The organism is Vibrio sp. TRT 29B02, assembly GCF_050113655.1.
Lineage (GTDB): Bacteria > Pseudomonadota > Gammaproteobacteria > Enterobacterales > Vibrionaceae > Vibrio.
This window is the reverse complement of sequence record NZ_JBNJOJ010000018.1, coordinates 1-19,460: the sequence shown is the minus strand read 5'-3', so window position 1 is coordinate 19,460 and position 19,460 is coordinate 1. Positions and strand designations below refer to the sequence as shown.

The following is a 19,460-nucleotide window of genomic DNA, read 5'->3' as shown; positions in this document are numbered from 1 at the left end:
ATTATGTGCGCCAAATTTATGAACTAGATCGAGATATGCATTCATTCCACTCAGTGGATATTATCCAGTGATTGTGCGTTAAGCATCCGGATAACTAAGAATGCATAGCCAACCAATTCCCAGAATTGAAGGAAGCGCGTGTGAATATCCAAGCACTTATTAATGACAAAGTATCTCAGGCTCTTGAAGCCGCTGGCGCACCTGCAGGAAGTCCTGCGGCGGTTCGCCAATCTGCAAAACCTCAGTTTGGTGATTACCAAGCAAACGGCGTAATGGGCGTTGCAAAAAAACTTGGTACTAACCCACGCGAGTTTGCACAGAAAGTATTGGATGTTCTGGATCTTGAAGGTATCGCGAGCAAGACTGAAATCGCTGGTCCTGGTTTTATTAACATTTTCCTAAGCGAAGATTTTCTGGCTAAGCAAGCTGACGCAGCACTAGCGGATAGCCGTCTTGGTGTGGCTGCTGAAGCGCAACAGACTATTGTTGCCGACTACTCAGCGCCTAACGTTGCTAAAGAGATGCACGTTGGCCACCTACGTTCAACCATCATCGGTGATGCTGTTGTTCGTACACTAGAATTCCTAGGTCACAAAGTTATTCGCGCTAACCATATCGGTGACTGGGGTACTCAGTTCGGTATGCTTATCGCTAACCTTGAGCGTGTTCAGAAAGACGCGGGCGAAGTGTCAATGGAACTTGCTGACCTAGAAGCGTTCTACCGTGAATCTAAGAAACTGTACGATGAAGACGAAGAGTTCGCAGTTAAGGCTCGTAACTACGTAGTTAAACTACAAAGTGGTGATGAATTCTGCGGCGAAATGTGGAAGAAACTGGTTGATATCACAATGATTCAGAACCAGCGTAACTACGACCGCCTAAACGTATCACTGACTCGTGATGACGTAATGGGTGAAAGTATGTACAACGACATGCTTCCTGGCATCGTTGCAGACCTAAAAGAAAAAGGTTTGGCTGTCGAAGATGACGGCGCACAAGTTGTATTCCTAGAAGAGTACAAGAACAAAGATGGCGACCCAATGGGCGTTATCATCCAAAAACGCGATGGCGGCTTCCTATATACCACTACCGACATTGCATGTGCTAAATACCGCTACGAAGAGCTTGGTGCGGACCGCGTGCTTTACTTCATCGACTCTCGTCAGCATCAGCACCTAATGCAAGCTTGGACGATCGTTCGCAAAGCCGGTTACGTACCTGAAGAGGTCACTCTAGAGCACCACGCGTTTGGCATGATGCTGGGTAAAGATGGTAAGCCATTTAAGACTCGTGCAGGTGGTACTGTTCGCCTTGCTGACCTCCTTGATGAAGCAGAAGAGCGTGCAGCGAACCTGATTGAATCGAAAAACCCTGACCTAGCATCTGAAGAGAAGCAAAAAATTTCTACGACTGTTGCAATGGCGGCGGTTAAGTATGCAGATCTTTCTAAGCACCGTACTACAGACTACGTGTTTGACTGGGACAACATGCTAGCGTTTGAAGGCAACACTGCGCCTTACATGCAATATGCTTACACTCGTGTATCTTCGATCTTCGCTAAAGCAGGCATCTCTATGGATGACCTAGGCGGCGAAATCAAAGTCACCGACGAGAAAGAGAAAGCCCTGATCGCGAAACTCCTCCAGTTTGATGAAGCGGTGCAGTCAGTTGCTCGAGAAGGTCAACCACATATCATGTGTAGCTACCTGTTCGAACTAGCGGGTCAGTTCTCTAGTTTCTACGAGGCATGTCCAATTCTTAACACTGAAGACGAATCTGTTAAACAGAGCCGTCTCAAGCTAGCCGCATTAACGGCTAAGACGATTAAGCAAGGTCTATCGCTACTAGGTATCGAAACTCTAGAACGTATGTAAGAGTTTCGAGTTTCGAGTTTCGAGTTTCGAGTTTCGAATAAATTTGAAAGGTTGACGTGAAAGCGTCAACCTTTTGTTTTATCTGACGTATACTGATGTCGTTAACACAATATCGGACAACAACAATGAGCTTCGAACTTCATCCTCAACTGGCAAAGGACACCACAGTCATTGGTCACTTTCCTCTGTGTGTGGCACTTTTACATCGCGACAATGCCGTACCTTGGGTCATTTTGGTGCCTAAACGCGCCAATCTCAAAGAACTGCATCACCTCCCGATGCAAGAACAACAGCAGTTTCTATTAGAATCTCAAGCCGTTAGCCAAGCTTTGGAGGCCACGTTTCAGCCGGATAAACTCAACTTGGGTGCATTGGGAAACATGGTACCTCAACTGCATATCCATCATATCGCCCGTTTTAAACAGGATGTTGCTTGGCCTGGCCCGCTTTGGGGGAACACTTCTGGTCAGTTCCGCAGCGAAGAAGAGCAAGCAGAGCTGCAAACACGCATCGGCAATGTATTATCACTAAGTAGCTTGTTCCAGCGCGGTTAAACATTCAAATCGTTTCGAATACAAAAAAACCGTTCGCTATGAACGGTTTTTTATTGTCACTCAGTGTCGTCTACATGGTCACAGTCAAAGCGAGCGCATTAGGATCCACTTTGGTATACCTAACCCTCATAACGTGCTTCGCGGCGTTAGTATCAACAAGGCGAGAAATCACCCCTTTACGAATCCAAACGGATAGCATGGCGTCAACACCATCTTCACTTAATCCGAACTTTTTTGCCAGTTCGCGTTGGGAGACACTGCCCTGCTGATCAATAAACTGCTTTAACTCTGCCAGTATCATGCAATTTGCGCCTCTAACTGTTCTACTTGCTTGTTACCCACAACTTTTAGCGCTCGGTAGGTAACAAAGCCAGCCAAAATAATCGCTGAGATCCATGCTGCGCTCATGACTGGATGATCGCCAAAGTGTGTCACTTGGTAATAAAGAGCAGCGCTACCATAAGCAAGTCCCATGGTCCAAACAGCAATAAAACGAGCATACTTGACCCCAAACTCACGAACGTATGCGCCCATGGCAGCAACACATGGAGTGTAAAGCAGGATAAAGATAAGATAAGCAAACGCTGCATTACCGGACACAAAGTGTCCTTTTAAGTTACCAAAGATAGACACATCCACCTCTTGTTCTTCTGCAACTGCATTGCTGTCAGACAAATCGCCAACTTCAATACCTAATGGGTCTGAGAAGCTCAGTCCTGCAAGATTTTCGGGAATCGACATCACGGCTTCCTCAAGGCTAGCCATCAAGTCGTATTCACCCGCTTCTTCATTACTTGGCGCATATAGGCTGTTCAGCGTACCGACCACGGCCTCTTTTGCAAAAATGCCAGTAATGATACCAACGGTTGCAGGCCAGTTGTCTTGTTCGATACCAATTGGCGCAAAGACTGGCGTGACTACTTTTGATACGGTAGATAGCACCGAATTTTCACTGTCTTGGTTGCCGAAGCTTCCATCCGTACCAACGGAGTTTAGGAAGCTTAGAATTGTGACAACAACCACGATGGTTTTCCCCGCCCCCATAACGAAACGCTTCAACTTCTGCCACGTTTTAATCACCACATTACGTATTGTTGGCAATTCGTAATCAGGCATTTCCATCACCAAGCTGTCACTCGAACCTGGGTAGAGGGTGTTTTTAAGCACAAGTCCGGTAATAACTGCCGCGACAATACCTAATAGATATAGTGAAAACACCACGTTTTGACCGCTTTCAGGGAAGAATGCCGCGGCAAAAAGTGCATATACGGGCAGACGAGCACCACATGACATAAACGGCGCCATTGAAGCCGCTAGCTTACGCTCACGTTCCTGATCGAGGGTACGGGTTGCCATAATAGACGGTACATTACAGCCGAAGCCAAGCACCAAAGGCACAAATGCCTTACCCGGCAAACCTATTTTTTGCATCACTTTATCAAGTACGAATGCTGCTCGAGACATGTAGCCCGAGCTCTCTAGCACAGCGAGGAACAGATAGAGACAGGCGATCACTGGGACAAAGGTCGCTACGGTTTGCACACCGCCACCTACGCCGTCAGCAATCAACGTCACTAACCAAACCGGCAAGTGATCATCAAGCAAGTAATGCCCACCATCAACCAGTAGTGCGCCAACACCAATATCAAAGAAATCAATGAAAGCACTACCAATGTTGATCGAGAACATGAACATTAAGTACATAACAACAAAGAAGAAAGGAACGCCGATCCATTTATTCAAAATAACCTTGTCGACTCGCTCAGTGAAGCTATGACTTAATTTACCTTCACTTCGGCGCACCTTCTGACATTGCTGATGAAGAAACGTATATTTTACGTCCGCCACCAACAAGTCGATATCCAGCTCAGCTTTGCGCTGCTCTGCAACGATGGTCTCGCGGCTAAGTTGCGGTAATGAGTTGAGCACCAACAGATCGTTTTCAAGCGCTCGAATGGCCAACGCTCGAGCAGAGACTTCTGGTTGGTCTGCAAACATCGACTCTAGACTTGCAATGGACGCTTCAAATGCTTCGCCGTAGTTAAGGCGAAGTTCGTCAAGGGCGACGCCCTGGATGAGCGCTTTGTGGAGACGTTCTTTGAGAGACTGAACTTGTGATTTATTGTTGGCAGAAATCGCAAACACCGGACAACCGAGCACTTTTTCTAGCGCTTTCAAATCTATCGTTTGTCGTTCACGCTTTAACGCATCCATTTTATTTAGCACAACAATCATCGGGCGACCCAACTCGCGCAGCTGCAATGTCATATACAGACTACGTTCGAGGCTAGTCGCATCAACGACGTTAATAATCAGGTCGGCTGGGTGGGTTAGAACCGCGCGAGACGCAATTGACTCATCAATACTGTTGCCATCATTACCACTATCAAGCGCATATATACCTGGCAAGTCCGTGAGAAGAAAATCGTCGCTAGAATGGGAATACTTACCTGTTTTTTTCTCGACAGTTACACCTGCCCAGTTACCCACTTGCTGCTTGGCACCAGTCAATCCATTAAACAGGGTGGTTTTTCCGCTATTTGGGTTACCGACCGTTAGAATTTTATACTCCATCATTCCACCTCCACTGCGATTGCGTCTGCAATCTTGGTGCGTACCGCTAGAGAGACACCACGGACTTCAACTTGCAGTGGGTCACCCATTGGCGCCTTACGTATTAAGGTAATCTCTGTATTCGGAAGTAACCCCATAACCATCAGCTTTTTTCTTACGTCGTTGGAAAGCTCAGAAAAACCTTTGATGGTTGCTTTTTGCCCTTGTTGTAATTGTGAGAGTTTCATAAACAGGCCGTCTATATATAAATGAGAAATATTTTTATTACCGATCTCAATACTATCTCTCATACATGTAACAGATCTTGTCTGAAATCAATGTTTTCAAGTATAGCGATGTTCAAAACGTCAAAAAGCCTAACGTTAATTTCGTCAAAACTCACCATTTTCTACACCGCCACGACTTAAATCATTCCTCCCACACATACCGAACGGCATATAAAACATTGATAAACAATAGCTTAACAAAGCTGTCGTTTTTATCATGGAAGATGGCGTTAATTTTATAAGTAAAATAAGTCGGAGTGGATATAGTTACTCATGTCGAGGGGCCATCCCAAAGACAACATTGAATTCCAGAGGTGACGCATAAAGCGTCACTCCGGCAGCAAGCGAAGGTGTCATTGACACCCGTGGTATAGTCCCCCGGCTATGCCACGATATTTTTTTTCTTCGGCTTCTTCTAGCCCGCATTCCACCACTACCAGCTACTCGTACTTTCACCAATGTTAATCTGATGGTTTAAAAGCGTTCTTGCTCTTCAATAAACTGAGTTGGAGACATGCCAAATCGATGTTTAAATCTTTGGCTAAAGTAAGAAGGGTCATTAAAACCACATTCAAAAGCGACATCAGATACCTTTTCACCAGCAAGTAAGCGACGGCATGCATTGTCCAATCGAACTTCGGTCAGATATTCTGTAAACGTTTTTTCTAAAGTGGATTTAAAGCGTCTCTGTAGGCTACGCTCGGATAAAAACAGCATTTTAGCTGCGGATGAAGTGCTGAAATCAGGATCAGCATAGTGGGTACTCACGAGGAGAATGACCTTTTCAAACCAAGGATCGTTATCCTGAAATTCGATATCATCGTCACTATCATCGTCAGTAACGATTGAGTTTTCTGCGAAGGCTTCACTAGCGCTCCACGTCATTTCAAGCAGATTACGCTCCTCAGAAGAGTGGATAACCAACTTACCGCCACTCTTTTCGACCAGAGAGTGAATATTCTGCATCATTGTTGAAGTGGTATTACTGCCCTCTATCGCTTTGCCTTGGTCTAGCATAGAAAATGCCACCTGACCTTTCCTCAACATTAACTGAATCATCACTGTTTGGTTTCGGTAGCAACGCTGAACAATACCATCGAACAACAAGTTAAAGATTTCATCAAGATTAAAAGTATCGACGCTAACGTACAGATCTGTATCCGCCTCAATCTGAACGGTAACTCCCGCCTTTAGCAACTCGTCTTGCCAGCCGCGCAGCACCGATTCAACGATAAGTGTCAGGTTATAAACTGGAAGTGCTTGTCCATTAGTCGAGCGCACATTGACCAGCAGTTCTAATTCTCTATTCAAGAAAGCAAGCAATCGAGGATCGCTGTTGTCATTTTTTGCCTGCGCTTCGAGTCTATCTTTTAACGTACTCACTGATTGAGTAAAAATCAGTTTTCTTACCTGCAACTGCTTACGTAGCTGTTGGTTGTTACTGAGCAAGATACGACTTTGATGGCGCATTTGATTGGTTTTGAGTGCGACCTGAGCTTTTAGTGCTCGGTTTGCTTTTGACATCACTCTTGAACGCCAATACGCAGTTGATGCCAACAATAAAATGCCGAGCACTATATAGCCTACGATGGCATACACGCTCAAAAACCATGGTGGTTCCACCGTAAACTGGTAGCGGGCACTGCGACTTTGTAATGTGCCGTTATGCAATGCCCTTACCTCCAACTGATAGCTTCCGGGCATCATATGTTCCATGGTTAAGGTACTGCCATCGAGCATCTGCCAATCTGAATCATCATTGAGACGATATTCAAGCGTGACATCATTGGCTCTCGGCATCACACCAAATTGAAAAAACACCGACTCACTGTAACTCAACTGGAGCGGAGCACTTTCCGTATTCGCCAACGAATAGAGTTTTTGATTGCGCTTGATTTGACTAAATACCACCTGGATTTCCGGCAGCTTACTGGCGATAAGCTGGTTGGTGTCCACTTTGACCAAACTGGTTCGTGAGCCAAGCAGAAGTACACGCTCACTATCCGTGCTGTAGCTACAAAATCCAGGAAGGAACTCATTGCTGATCAAGCCAAACGGCTCACCGTAATGCTGCATTAAGCTGCCATTGTTCGCGTATTTTGATAGCCCGCCCGATGAAGTGAGCCAAATACCTTGCTCGGTTTTTAACAAACACTTGGGAGTTACATGGCCATCAACCATTGTAATTGGCTGAACTTGCTCTTTATATAAGTTCAAGCGATACAGGCCATATCGACCCGCGACCCATAATTGATTATCCTCGACTTGCTCAACATCAATGACCTCGCCATAGGGAATACTTTCCCCAACAAAACGAACCTGACCATCTTTTAGAAGGTAGATGCCATGCTCAGTACCTAGGCTCAGATAACCTTGAGATGTCTCATAAATGTGTGTGAGCTGAGCAGGCAGAAACTTTTCGATCATCCACTCAGAACCAAACTGGATCAATTGCTCACTAGCGGTGTTATAGCTCCACAACTGGTTGCTGCTTGCTCCCCAAACGGTATTGTCTCGACCCATTTCGATGAAGCGAACACTCGTTTGTTTTAGGAACGGAGGTAAGTTGTCAACAATGACCTCTCCACTTCCTGCATCGATACAAACAATGCCTTTATCCGTCGCAAGCCATAAGACGCCATTTCTCTCTTCGAGATCATAGACGACGCCTTGATATAGTAGGTCGCGTGTCCCTGCGCTAGAAAGCTCAACACGATAGACGTTTTTATTGGTTAACATCCAGTAACCATCACGGCTCTTACTGCGCAGGAGCTTGGTTACCTTTTCTTTGCTGTCACTGAACGACAGATATTGGTGTGGGTAACGCTCAAAATTGTCCGAAAATTGGGAGAAATAACGGACTCCCCTATCAGTCGCAATCCAAATACCACCAGCATTGTCATTAAGAAGAGAATAAATTTTTTCCCCCGCTAACCCATTTCCTGCCCACACTCCCTGCTCAAAACGACGAATTTCACCTGTTACAAAGTCATAGACAAACAGCCCTTTTTCGGTACCTATCCAGTACTCTTGCGCCGTCTCTGCGATACTTAATACGTGATTCCCTGCAATCCGCTGGATCGGCTGCTGGGGCTGGTCAGGATCAAAAATCAAAATGCCGTCTAGCGAGCCGATCACCAGCTCATCGCGTACTTCTGAATAGTGCAGCTTCTCTACGTAATGGCTAGCAGAGCTTGATATGTGTTCGTAAACGTCTCCATTCGACAAGTAAACCCCCGCATTGGTCGCAATCACCCAACGAGACTTAATAAACGCCGCATCGTTAATCGTGATTTTCGCTGACTGGTTGTATTGGTACAACTGCATCAACGAAAAGGTTTGAAACTCACCGCTATCAACATGGTAGGTGTAAAAGTGGCTCTCATCAGCTAACCAGATGTAGCGTTTTGTGGCACCAATTCGAAGTATTTCGGTTCCTGGGGTTAAGCTGAAAACCAGCTCTTTTTCTCGATTGGGTACGGTGCGATAGATTTCATTCTGAAAAAATGTCCAGAAGGCATTGTCAACGAAAGCGACCTGCTCGGTATCCTCGTCAAGTGCTGAGCCCATCTCAGGGGTAATCGCCTGACCATCAAAAAATAAGATTTGATTTCGCACATCTTGCAGCCATATCCCTCCGCCGTGAGCTGTGAATAGCTGTTTCGCCGCAAACACTTTTCCCTGAGTCTGCATAGGCAACGGATAGAAAACCGTGGGAGAGAAATTGGATGCTAGCGAAACTCCCGAAAACAGCAGTAGTAGCAACAGTATCGACGAGAGTTTATTCAATTGGCTTATCCCTAGCAGCAAGAATCAATAGGCTAACATTGGACGTTCAGCACAAGGCATGAACTTTGATTTATTTTGTGCCAATAATTATCGGAAATTTATCAAGATTAACAAGCGCGTATGGCAAAAAACTCGTGACTTTTCCAATCAGTTCACAGATGCCAATCAAGCCAAAGAGAATCGCTCTCTTTGGCTTTCGATAAAGTTAACGCTGCAAGCAGTGGCTGAAGCTATCCGCCAAGTTCTGTTTTAAGACAAAGTAGCCACCAGAAACGGCTTGAACATCGCTGCCAATGGGATCAAGGACACCTACTTTTGCGTTGCTGCCTCTGGTCACAGACTCTACCACTGCGGGTGTGAACTGAGGTTCAGAAAATACACATTTCGCCTGCTCACTGGCTAATGCTTTACGAATTGAGATCAACGTTTTGGCGCCCGGCTTGCGATCAGGGCTGACCGTAAAAAAACCCAACTGATTGAGACCAAAATCTTGTTCAAAGTAACCATAGGCATCGTGGAAAACAAAATACCCATCCTGTTTGATAGGAGTAAGTTGCTTTGCGATCGCTTGCTGCTGAGCAGCCAGTTTGTCTTCAAATACTTTTAGATTATCAGCGTAGACTTGAGCGTTAGCAGCATCCATCCCTGCTAACATATCCGCCATAGCCTTTGCCACTTGCATCGTGGGTTTATAACCCAGCCAAAAATGGGGGTCATGACTGCCGTGGTCGTGACCATCATGATCATGATGATCACCTTGATATTCTCTCAGTTCTAGACCTTCAATTTTGCTCAGTGTGAGGACATTGCTCTGCCCTTCTACCACCTTACTCAGAAAGGGTTCTAGATCCTTTCCGAACCAAATAATCACATCAGCATTGCGAATGCGCTTCACGTCTGACGGACGCAGAGCATAGTCATGTGGTGAAGTATTAGACGCCAAGATAACCTCTGGAGATGAGGTATTTTGCATGATTTCAATGGCAATCAGTTGAATGGGTTTAATACTAGTTAACACTTGTGTTGCGTTAGCCACAGAGTGGCTTGCAAACCAAAGTGTACAGGCGATTAGAAAACGTTTCATAGCTAGCGAGATTACAGACTGGTTTAAAGGAATGACAAATGTTACATTATAACAATAAACAATTGCAAATGAGTTCCATTCATGCCGACATTGGTCGAACTTACTGATATCTGCGTTCAATTCGAAGACCGAACCGTCCTCGACAAGGTAAGTCTACGCCTCAACAGAGGCGAAATCACTACACTTATCGGACCTAATGGCGCGGGAAAGTCGACACTGGTAAAAGTCTTACTCGGACTACAGCGCCGATATAGCGGTACTTTATCCAAAGCCAAGGGAATCAAAATTGGCTACGTACCACAAAAACTTAAACTCAATGACACCCTGCCACTTACCGTAGAACGTTTTCTGCGTTTGGCTGGCAAGTACAGCCGACAAGAGCTCAATGATGCCCTTAAATTAGTCGGCGCTGAGCATTTGGCGAAGAGTAATATGCATTCGTTGTCTGGCGGAGAGAATCAACGCGTCTTGCTTGCGCGAGCATTGCTACAAAGACCTGATTTGTTGGTTCTCGACGAACCAGCCCAAGGTGTTGATGTTCAGGGTCAGATCGATTTGTATGATTTGATCGATACTATTCGCCACCGCTTTAACTGTGCCGTGTTTATGGTCTCCCATGACCTGCACCTAGTCATGGCAAAAACCGATGATGTTATCTGTTTACATCATCATATTTGCTGTTCTGGCGCACCCGCAGACATCGCTCAGCACCCAAGCTATATTGCGCTGTTTGGACATACCCAGCAACAATCTCTTGCGTTCTATCACCATCAGCATGACCACCATCATCATGACTTAGCAGGTCAACCCGTAGCCGGTGAAGGCGCTCAATGTTCCCATCATACACACGGCCATCATCATGATTGAGTTTTTGCTACCTTCCATACTTGCAGGCTTAGGGATCGCTGCGATCGCAGGCCCGCTAGGTTCATTTGTTGTTTGGCGTCGCATGGCTTATTTCGGTGACACGCTCGCTCACGCCTCCTTGATGGGGCTTGCCTTGGGCTTTTTACTGGACGTCAATCTCTACTTAGCCTTAACGGTTTGCTGCCTTGCCTTGGCAATCCTGTTGGTAACACTTCAGCGTCAACAGCAAGTCGCTACTGACACTTTGCTGGGCATTCTCGCCCACAGTTCGTTATCACTTGGTCTGGTTGCTGTAAGTTTCTTGGATAACGTCCGAATTGATTTAATGAGCTATCTCTTTGGTGATCTGTTAGCGGTAACAGCGCAAGACCTCGCATATATTTATCTCGGCGTTATCGTCGTTGCTACTGTATTGGGCTTTTTCTGGCGCTCGTTACTCTCAACCACCGTCAATGAGGACCTTGCCGCTGTCGAGGGACACAACGTCGATCTAATGCGTTTGATTCTGATGTTAATGGTCGGTTTAGTGATCGCAATTGGTATGAAGTTTGTTGGCGCCCTGATCATGACTTCACTGTTGATCATCCCAGCGGCGACGGCTCGTCGATTTGCCAAAGCACCAGAACAGATGGCCTTGTTCGCATCACTGATTGGCTCTATTGCTGTTTTACTTGGTCTAACTCTATCATGGCACTACGACACTCCAGCAGGCCCTTCTGTCGTGATCAGCGCTACCGCGATGTTTATGTTAAGCCAACTAATGCGCGTGAGAAGTTAAACGCTTGAAGCATTCAAGAAATAAAAAGGGTTGGCGCTTGGCGCCAACCCTTTTTATTTTGAGTAAAGAACGAGAAAACTTGAGTTGCTTACGCAACATGCAAGCTCTCCCTTAGGGCGTAGCGCCCTCTTAAGCGCCTTCGTTATGCAGTTCTAGGTTCGCTAAATCTAGCTGAATCTCACGCTGAGTCTTTGCATCATCACCACGCAGTGATTCAAGGAAATCAAGGTAGTTCTGATCGATATCACCCGTCACGTATTCACCATTAAATACTGACGTTTCAAACTTAGCGATGTCGCTGTTACCCATACCAACTGCTGCGACAAGATCCTCCAGTGTTTGGAAAATCAGTTCATCAGCACCAATCTGTTTACAGATTGAATCGTTGTCACGACCATGTGCGATGAGTTCGCTTGCACTCGGCATATCGATGCCGTAAACATTCGGGAAACGGATTTCTGGTGCAGCTGAAACCATAAAGACTTTCTTCGCACCGGAATCACGCGCCATCTCGATAATCTGCTCTGATGTGGTACCACGTACGATAGAGTCATCAACCAGCAATACATTCTTATCTTTAAATTCTGAGCGGATTGCGTTGAGCTTACGACGCACAGATTTCTTACGCTGCTGTTGACCAGGCATGATAAAGGTACGGCCGACGTAACGGTTCTTCACAAAGCCTTGGCGGTAAGGAATGTCGATCGCTTGTGCGATTTGCAGCGCGATATCACAAGAAGTTTCTGGGATAGGGATAACCACATCAATATCCAGATGGCTGTATTCATCGCGGATACGCTCACCCAATTTCTTACCCATTTCAACGCGCGCGCTATATACCGAGATTTTATCGATAAACGAATCTGGTCGAGCAAAGTAAACAAATTCAAAAATACATGGGTTAAGGACTGGGTTGTCAGCACATTGCTTAGTATGAAGTTGACCATCGAAAGTAACATAGATTGCTTCACCCGGTGCGATATCGCGGATGAAGTCAAACCCAACCGCATCCAACGCCACTGACTCAGAGGCAACCATGTATTCTGTACTACCACCGATTTCACGTTTTCCAAGGCATAGAGGGCGAATGCCGTTTGGATCACGAAATGCCACCATACCATGACCGATAATCATTGCTGTTACCGCGTACGCACCACGAATAGCACGGTGCACATTGGTCACTGCACGGAACACATCTTCCGCTGCAACATTTCCTTTTACGGTATCAATCTCGTGTGCAAGCACGTTGAGCAACACTTCTGAGTCGGAAGTCGTGTTCACATGACGACGATCTTTCTCAAACAATTTCTCACGTATTTCTGCTGCATTGGTCAAGTTACCATTGTGTGCCAGAGTGATACCAAATGGCGAATTCACGTAGAAAGGCTGTGCTTCTGACGCGCTCGAACTACCCGCCGTTGGATAACGAACATGGCCAATACCCACGCTACCTTGCAGTCTTTGCATATGTTTGGCTTCAAACACATCCTTAACTAAACCGTTCGCCTTACGCAGACGAAAACGATTGCTTTCTATGGTACAAATACCCGCGGCATCTTGGCCACGGTGCTGCAATACCGTCAATGCATCATAGATAGACTGGTTTACAGGCGTAGTGCCCACGATTCCAACAATACCACACATGTCTTAACCCTCGATTTTCGACAATGGCTGGCGCGTTATACCGCGCCAGATAAGAAACTAGACGTTGCTTGCAAGTGTTCAAAGAAAGGGGCAATGACGCGGCTAAATTCCGGCACCAATTGAGATCCTTTCCACCACTCAGAGTCTGGAAACGATGTAAACGCATCCATAAAAAATAGTGCTGCTGACACAATCAGAACGCCACGTAGACCGCCAAAAACGACACCTAACACTCTGTCTGTACCCGACAACCCTGTTTTCTGCACTAGCTGAGCAATCACATAGTTAACGATTGCACCAACCACTAGCGTAGCAATAAACAAGGCTGCGATTGCGGCTCCATTTCGAATCATCTCATCTTGAATATTGGTGAAGTACACCGCCAACTTGGCGTAATACTGACTGGCGATAAAAAAAGCGCCAAACCAAATAACCAATGAGAGTGCTTCTTTAGCGAAACCACGCACTAAACTGATCAAAGCCGACAGGCCGACCACACCTAAAATGACAATATCTAACGGATTCATTCTGTACTTACATCTTAAGTTCGCGCGCATTTTAACAGAAAAAACGCTGACGCAAACGTTTTCTTATGGGTTTAGCGGTTTAAATTTGAGCAATTGACCTTTTGAACCGGTAATTTTTTCCAGTTCTAGGATCTGACGCTCCAATTTACTCTTAGACACATCTGGGCCGATAATAATTCGTGTAAAACCATTTTCCGGCTTAGTATGCGCTTGGTAGCCTCGCTTCTGTAGGTCCTTAACCAAGTTGTTCGCATTGTCGGCATTTTTGAGCGCCATAAGTTGAACAATCCATGCCGTATCTTGATACTCATTGCGCTCAGGTATTTCTTTCACGACAACGGGTAATGGCTTATCTTCAGCGACACCATCAGAGCCCGTTTCGACGACCTCGACAGGGGTTTGAGGAAGGCTTTGCGAATCATCAACAGGATCAAGGATTTCGAAGCTTTCAAGCTCACTATCCAACTCGGGCTTGAGAGGAATACTTGCTATCTCTTCCTTGTAATGGGTTTTCTTGCCGTCTAGTACATCCGGCAAAACGATGACACCAACAGCGACTAAGATGATGGTACCGACTAGACGATTTTGAAACTTGCTTGCCATTTATTCTCCTTTGTTCTGCCAATGCTCGAGGACTTCTCCAACCGTATGGAAAGAGCCCACAACTAGGATGACATCTTGCGCCTTTGCTTTTGTCAGTGCAGATTCAAATGCTGCAACTGGCGCATCAAAATAGGCAATCCCCTTTGGTAGGTACTGGCATAGCTCCTGCGCCGAAGCAGCACGAGGCCCCGTCAGTGACGCAGGGTACCAATAAGAGGCAACCGGCATCAACGCTTCTAGAGTCGCTTTAATATCCTTATCATGCAGCATCGCTACCACAGTGTGAATCGTCTTATTCTGATATTGCTCTGCAACACGAGAAACGAGATATTGTGCCGAATGCGGGTTATGCGCTACATCAAGCAGTATGGTTGGCTCATCACTTAGAATTTGCATTCGACCAGGCAATTGAGCGTTTTGCAGACCATTGACGATGTTTACATCACTCAGCTCAAGGTTTGCTGTTGCAAGTGCCATTAGTGCTGTAGCGGCGTTTTGTAGTGGTAAACCCGGTACTGGTAGATCATCTAACTGATAAGAGCCATGTACCCAGCGCCATGTGTTTAGATCCGTCAACTGGTAGTCGTACTGAATCCCAACCTGATACAACTCAGCGCCGATATCATCTGCATGCGCTGCAACGGTGGCAGGTGCTTTTGGTTGCCCACAGATAGCGGGCTTTCCGCTGCGATAGATGCCTGCTTTTTCGTAACCGATAACATTGATGTCGTCACCCAGCCAATCTACATGGTCAATGGCCAAGCTGGTGATAATCGATACATCATGATCAACCACGTTGGTGGCGTCTAAACGCCCGCCTAGCCCAACTTCAAGTAACACAATATCGACTTTCTCAGTTTGGAACAGACGCAAAGCTGCAAGCGTCCCATACTCAAATAGGCTTAAGCTCACTTCACCACGCTGCTTCTCGATGAAATCAAATGCTTGAGCATGTTTTTCATCGGATAGATCCTGACCATTGATACGAACGCGTTCGTTGTAACGAATAAGATGTGGAGAGCTATACACGCCAACAGAATAACCCGCATCTAATAGAATCGCTTCCATCAATGCGCAGGTTGATCCCTTGCCGTTAGTTCCGGCAACCGTAATCACGGTCGGTGCAGGTTTGGTAAGATTTGCTGCTTTGGCAACAGTTTGGACACGGTCCAGACCGAGGTCGATCGCAGAGGTGTGAATGTTTGATAAATAATCAAGCCACATCGATAGTGGAGATGTGGCTTGAGGAATTTGGCTTAGACTCATCTAACTTTAACCAATAAATTGTGGTTGCTTGTTAGTGAGTTACTTTACCCTTTTTCGTCCGCTTCTGGTACAGAATAAGCAGCTTCATTTGGTGAATCGTTAACAGAAACCACCAATGGTGATGGTTTATTGTTCATCTTCGCCATTAAGCCACCGATACGCTGACGCATTTCGCGGCGATCAACGATCATATCAATTGCACCGTGATCAAGCAGGAACTCACTACGCTGGAAACCTTCTGGTAGGTCTTCACGTACCGTTTGCTCAATAACTCGACGGCCAGCAAAACCGATCAATGCTTTTGGCTCACCAATATTGATATCACCAAGCATCGCTAAACTTGCCGAAACGCCACCCATAGTTGGGTCAGTCATTACCGATACGAATGGAAGACCTTTCGCTGACAGACGCTCTAGCGCAGCACTGGTTTTCGCCATTTGCATTAGAGACATTAATGCCTCTTGCATGCGCGCGCCGCCACTGGCAGAAAAACAAACTAAACCACAGTTGTTCTCCATTGCCGCTTCAGCTGCACGAACAAAACGAGCACCAACCACTGAACCCATTGAACCGCCCATGAATGAGAAGTCAAATGCACAAGCTACGATAGGCTGACCTAATAGTTCGCCTTTCATTACAACCAGCGCGTCTTTCTCACCGCTGCTCTTCTGAGCTGCTGAAATGCGATCTTTATACTTTTTCGAGTCTTTGAACTTCAGTTTATCTTGCGGCTCAAGCTCGTCAGCAATCTCTACACGATTATTTTCGTCTAGGAATGTTTCAAGGCGACGACGTGCTCTCATACGCATGTGATGATCACATTTCGGACATACTTCTAGGTTACGCTCTAGTTCAGCGTGGTAAAGCACCTGCTCACATGAAGTACATTTGGTCCAAACCCCTTCAGGAATAGACGCTTTACGTGAACTAACAATGTTGCTTTTTTCTAAAATCTTTTCAAGCCAACTCATGGAAGACCTTTTCTCTCTACTCCTGCGCTCAATGCGAAGGATACAAATTCTGAATTTACGCGTGAGGATTAAAGCATATTAAATGCCAAGTGTAGACAAAAAACTGGTTGTACCTATTTCCTGACTCAATTTCTCACACACTAAAGACCTGATTCATTCGACAATTTATCACGAATTAGTTCAGATTATCAGGCAAAAATAGTGGCCCAATCGGCACTCTTGGTAATTCAAACCCATCAGGGTAATCAACGTCAACGAGGTACAGGCCTTCCGCTTTCGCCGTCGCTCCCGCCAACTTGCGATCCTTGGCTGCAAGCAACCACTCGATCCACTGCGGCTCCTGCTCTCCTCGACCAACACAAATCAAACTACCAGTGATATTGCGCACCATATGATGAACAAATGCGTTCGCTTTGATGTCAATAACAACATACTGACCATGACGCGACACATTAATGTGCATCATGTTTCGCCATGGGCTGCGAGATTGGCAATGTGTCGCTCTAAAGGAGGTAAAGTCGTTTTCGCCTAACAGATACTGTGCGGCTTGATGCATCTTCTTTTCATCAAGCTCACCGTGATAGTGGCTCACACCCGAAGACAATATACCCGGACGCAGTGCGCTGTTGAAAATGATATAGCGGTAGCGGCGTGCTGTAGCGGAAAAACGGGCATGAAACTCGTCCGGTACCTCTTTAGCCCAACGTACTGCGATATCATCGGGTAAGTTAGCGTTGGCTCCCATTGTCCAAGCCACCATTTTACGTGTTGCGGTTGTATCAAAATGGACAACTTGACCTGTCCCATGAACACCTGCATCGGTCCGTCCTGCACACTGGACTTCAATTGGATGGTTAGCAACGATACTTAATGCGTGTTCTAACTTCTCTTGAACACTATTCACTTCTCTTTGGCGTTGCCAGCCATAGTATTGAGTACCATTGTATTCGATGCCTAAAGCAATTCTCATCGGGATGTTCTCACAGGATTGATTGACCTAAGAATGGGGCGGGAAGTATATACCAAAAAATAAGGGGGCTAAACTGCCCCCTTAGTCATTTCACCAATTAGCGATTGTTTATCGCATCAATCAAACTCTTCGCTTCACGTCGAATTTCATCACTGCCGTCAACTATTGCTTCTTCAAGCAATTTAATTGCGCCCTGTGAATCACTCATTTCGATGTAGATTTTGGCTAAATCGAGTTTACCCGCGGCCTCGGAGTTCGCATCAACATCAGTGTGATCGCCGATATCACCAATAACATCAGGAAAATCATGTAGACCAACATCAAGTTTGAGTTCGTCATCGATCTCTTGCTGCTCTTCTGACTCGACTTCCGCCATCAATTCGTCGATGGTGCGGAATGTATGCTCCTGAGGATTAAACTCGTCAAGGTCTGGTTGATCTTCCCAATCCTCGTCCAGTGCCTGCTCAAGGGTATTGTCGACAGACCAGATATCTTTTTCATCATCAGGGATTTCGTCCGAAATCGTAGCCTGCTGCTCTGGAGAAAGACTAAAACCATTCCAGTCTTCACCAATTTCAAGCATCGCGTCGATATCCATGCCTGCACTGTCAGAAGTCACCGCATCAATCGGCTTGTCAAATGAGAATCCACCGTGTGGCTGATCATCTTCCGCCAGCAGCTCATCAAAGGCTTTTTCATCGAACTGCTGATGTGCCATATCCTGTGCATCAACACGTGCAGCGCTTTCTGCTGGTATTTCTTCGAGATCTGGCAGTTCAACGGGTTCAAGTGCAAAGTCATCATGCTGCTCTGAGAGATCTTCAGCCGATGAATCCAGATCCGCTAACGCCTCTTCTTCACCATACTCAGGCAAATCAAGTGCATCAAACTCAATCGCTTGCTCGCCAACAGGCTCTTCAAATGGCGGTTCACTCACTGGTGCTTCCGACACATTCAGTGCAGCAAGCGCTTCTTCCTCTCCAAACTGAGGTAAATCGAAATCATCCAGATCAATGTTTTCATCATCTACTTGCGGAGCTTGATGAACACTTTCCGATTCGAGTTCAACATCAGCAATGGCTTGTTCTTCACCGAATTCTGGTCGCTCAAGGGAATCAATCTCTTGCTCTTCAGCAGGCTGTTGAAGTTGTTCTTCGCTTGCCAGACCGTGCGATTCACTCATCTCAGCTAACGCTTCTTCCTCGCCAAATTCTGGCAATTCAAAGTCGTCCAGTTCGATGTTTTCATCATCCACTTGTGGTGATTGATAAAGCTTCTCTGATGCAAGTTCTGAGTCCGCTAATGCCTCTTCCTCACCAAACTCTGGTAAATCTAGGTCATCCAACTCGAACGTTTCATCTTCTGCTTGTGGCTCTGCAAGCTCTTGTACAGGTTCAAGCTCTGCATCCGCTAATGCGTCTTCTTCACTGTATTCCGGCAGCTCAAGCTCATCGAACACCATGGCTGGCTCTTCCAGCGACGGCTCTTCAACTGACTCAGCAACAAGCGCTTCAGGTTCGAGAGCTGGGGCTTCTGCCCCATCAGCCAATGCCTCTTCCTCACCAAACTCTGGCAAGTCTAGGTCATCCAACTCAAACGCTTCATCTTCTGCTTGAGGCTCTGTGAGCTGTTGTGCAGGTTCAAGTTCTGCATCCGCTAATGCGTCTTCTTCACTGTATTCCGGCAGCTCAAG

16 protein-coding genes are annotated in these 19,460 nt (G+C 46.2%); 4 read left to right on the top strand and 12 right to left on the bottom strand.

Annotated features, from left to right (window positions below):
• The first annotated feature begins 140 nt into the window (after positions 1–140).
• Together argS and ACQEXT_RS12325 are read left to right on the top strand one after the other, a co-directional pair.
• Positions 141–1,874 (top strand): arginine--tRNA ligase, encoded by a 1,734-nt coding sequence (argS, locus tag ACQEXT_RS12330; RefSeq protein WP_426952271.1) that lies wholly within the window; start codon positions 141–143, stop codon positions 1,872–1,874.
• A 125-nt stretch (positions 1,875–1,999) separates the two neighbouring features.
• Positions 2,000–2,428: an HIT family protein gene (locus tag ACQEXT_RS12325; protein ID WP_426952270.1), complete on the top strand. Its 429-nt coding sequence runs from the start codon at positions 2,000–2,002 to the stop codon at positions 2,426–2,428.
• A 70-nt stretch (positions 2,429–2,498) separates the two neighbouring features.
• Here the strand turns inward: ACQEXT_RS12325 and ACQEXT_RS12320 are convergent, their stop codons facing one another.
• The 5 genes from ACQEXT_RS12320 to znuA form a co-directional block, all read right to left on the bottom strand.
• The gene (locus tag ACQEXT_RS12320) at positions 2,499–2,729 is read right to left on the bottom strand and encodes a FeoC-like transcriptional regulator (protein WP_138973778.1); all 231 of its coding nucleotides are present in this window, start codon (positions 2,727–2,729) and stop codon (positions 2,499–2,501) included.
• Positions 2,726–5,002, bottom strand: a complete 2,277-nt coding sequence (gene feoB, locus ACQEXT_RS12315; protein WP_426952333.1) for a Fe(2+) transporter permease subunit FeoB — start codon at positions 5,000–5,002, stop codon at positions 2,726–2,728. Before feoB ends, ACQEXT_RS12320 begins: the two co-directional genes overlap by 4 nt.
• Entirely contained in the window at positions 5,002–5,229 is a 228-nt protein-coding gene (locus ACQEXT_RS12310; RefSeq protein ID WP_269377836.1) for a FeoA family protein, read from the bottom strand. The genes feoB and ACQEXT_RS12310 overlap by 1 nt, the downstream gene beginning before the upstream one ends.
• 513 nt (positions 5,230–5,742) lie before the next feature.
• Positions 5,743–9,057 (bottom strand): helix-turn-helix domain-containing protein, encoded by a 3,315-nt coding sequence (locus tag ACQEXT_RS12305; RefSeq protein ID WP_426952269.1) that lies wholly within the window; start codon positions 9,055–9,057, stop codon positions 5,743–5,745.
• A 205-nt stretch (positions 9,058–9,262) separates the two neighbouring features.
• Positions 9,263–10,141, bottom strand: coding sequence for a zinc ABC transporter substrate-binding protein ZnuA (gene znuA, locus ACQEXT_RS12300; protein WP_426952268.1), 879 nt, complete (start codon positions 10,139–10,141; stop codon positions 9,263–9,265).
• Between the two features lie 81 nt (positions 10,142–10,222).
• On the opposite strand from znuA, the gene znuC reads away from it, so the two are divergent.
• Entirely contained in the window at positions 10,223–11,008 is a 786-nt protein-coding gene (gene znuC / locus ACQEXT_RS12295) for a zinc ABC transporter ATP-binding protein ZnuC (protein WP_426952267.1), read from the top strand.
• Entirely contained in the window at positions 11,001–11,786 is a 786-nt protein-coding gene (gene znuB / locus ACQEXT_RS12290; RefSeq protein WP_138973774.1) for a zinc ABC transporter permease subunit ZnuB, read from the top strand. The genes znuC and znuB overlap by 8 nt, the downstream gene beginning before the upstream one ends.
• Positions 11,787–11,915: 129 nt before the next feature.
• Here the strand turns inward: znuB and purF are convergent, their stop codons facing one another.
• From purF to ACQEXT_RS12255, 7 genes are all read right to left on the bottom strand, one after another.
• Entirely contained in the window at positions 11,916–13,430 is a 1,515-nt protein-coding gene (gene purF, locus ACQEXT_RS12285; protein WP_331416403.1) for an amidophosphoribosyltransferase, read from the bottom strand.
• 35 nt (positions 13,431–13,465) lie between these two features.
• Positions 13,466–13,957 (bottom strand): CvpA family protein, encoded by a 492-nt coding sequence (locus ACQEXT_RS12280; protein ID WP_138973772.1) that lies wholly within the window; start codon positions 13,955–13,957, stop codon positions 13,466–13,468.
• Positions 13,958–14,020: 63 nt separating this feature from the next.
• Positions 14,021–14,560, bottom strand: coding sequence for an SPOR domain-containing protein (locus ACQEXT_RS12275; protein WP_138973771.1), 540 nt, complete (start codon positions 14,558–14,560; stop codon positions 14,021–14,023).
• The gene (gene folC, locus ACQEXT_RS12270; protein ID WP_426952266.1) at positions 14,561–15,826 is read right to left on the bottom strand and encodes a bifunctional tetrahydrofolate synthase/dihydrofolate synthase; all 1,266 of its coding nucleotides are present in this window, start codon (positions 15,824–15,826) and stop codon (positions 14,561–14,563) included.
• A 44-nt stretch (positions 15,827–15,870) separates the two neighbouring features.
• Complete coding sequence (accD, locus tag ACQEXT_RS12265; protein ID WP_138973769.1) at positions 15,871–16,797, bottom strand: acetyl-CoA carboxylase, carboxyltransferase subunit beta; 927 nt, start codon at positions 16,795–16,797, stop codon at positions 15,871–15,873.
• Positions 16,798–16,972: 175 nt separating this feature from the next.
• Positions 16,973–17,767 (bottom strand): tRNA pseudouridine(38-40) synthase TruA, encoded by a 795-nt coding sequence (truA, locus tag ACQEXT_RS12260; RefSeq protein WP_331427545.1) that lies wholly within the window; start codon positions 17,765–17,767, stop codon positions 16,973–16,975.
• Between the two features lie 97 nt (positions 17,768–17,864).
• Positions 17,865–19,460, bottom strand: a 1,596-nt coding sequence (locus tag ACQEXT_RS12255) for a FimV/HubP family polar landmark protein (protein ID WP_426952265.1), incomplete at its 5' end; no start/stop codon positions are given.

Bases quoted from the DNA above. Each gene is read 5' to 3' on its own strand.
- ACQEXT_RS12325 (WP_426952270.1), top strand. From the start codon at position 2,000: ATGAGCTTCGAACTTCATCCTCAACTGGCAAAGGACACCACAGTCATT.
- ACQEXT_RS12320 (WP_138973778.1), bottom strand. From the start codon at position 2,729: ATGATACTGGCAGAGTTAAAGCAGTTTATTGATCAGCAGGGCAGTGTC.
- feoB (WP_426952333.1), bottom strand. From the start codon at position 5,002: ATGGAGTATAAAATTCTAACGGTCGGTAACCCAAATAGCGGAAAAACC.
- ACQEXT_RS12310 (WP_269377836.1), bottom strand. From the start codon at position 5,229: ATGAAACTCTCACAATTACAACAAGGGCAAAAAGCAACCATCAAAGGT.
- znuA (WP_426952268.1), bottom strand. From the start codon at position 10,141: ATGAAACGTTTTCTAATCGCCTGTACACTTTGGTTTGCAAGCCACTCT.
- znuC (WP_426952267.1), top strand. From the start codon at position 10,223: ATGCCGACATTGGTCGAACTTACTGATATCTGCGTTCAATTCGAAGAC.
- znuB (WP_138973774.1), top strand. From the start codon at position 11,001: ATGATTGAGTTTTTGCTACCTTCCATACTTGCAGGCTTAGGGATCGCT.
- purF (WP_331416403.1), bottom strand. From the start codon at position 13,430: ATGTGTGGTATTGTTGGAATCGTGGGCACTACGCCTGTAAACCAGTCT.
- ACQEXT_RS12280 (WP_138973772.1), bottom strand. From the start codon at position 13,957: ATGAATCCGTTAGATATTGTCATTTTAGGTGTGGTCGGCCTGTCGGCT.
- ACQEXT_RS12275 (WP_138973771.1), bottom strand. From the start codon at position 14,560: ATGGCAAGCAAGTTTCAAAATCGTCTAGTCGGTACCATCATCTTAGTC.
- folC (WP_426952266.1), bottom strand. From the start codon at position 15,826: ATGAGTCTAAGCCAAATTCCTCAAGCCACATCTCCACTATCGATGTGG.
- accD (WP_138973769.1), bottom strand. From the start codon at position 16,797: ATGAGTTGGCTTGAAAAGATTTTAGAAAAAAGCAACATTGTTAGTTCA.
- truA (WP_331427545.1), bottom strand. From the start codon at position 17,767: ATGAGAATTGCTTTAGGCATCGAATACAATGGTACTCAATACTATGGC.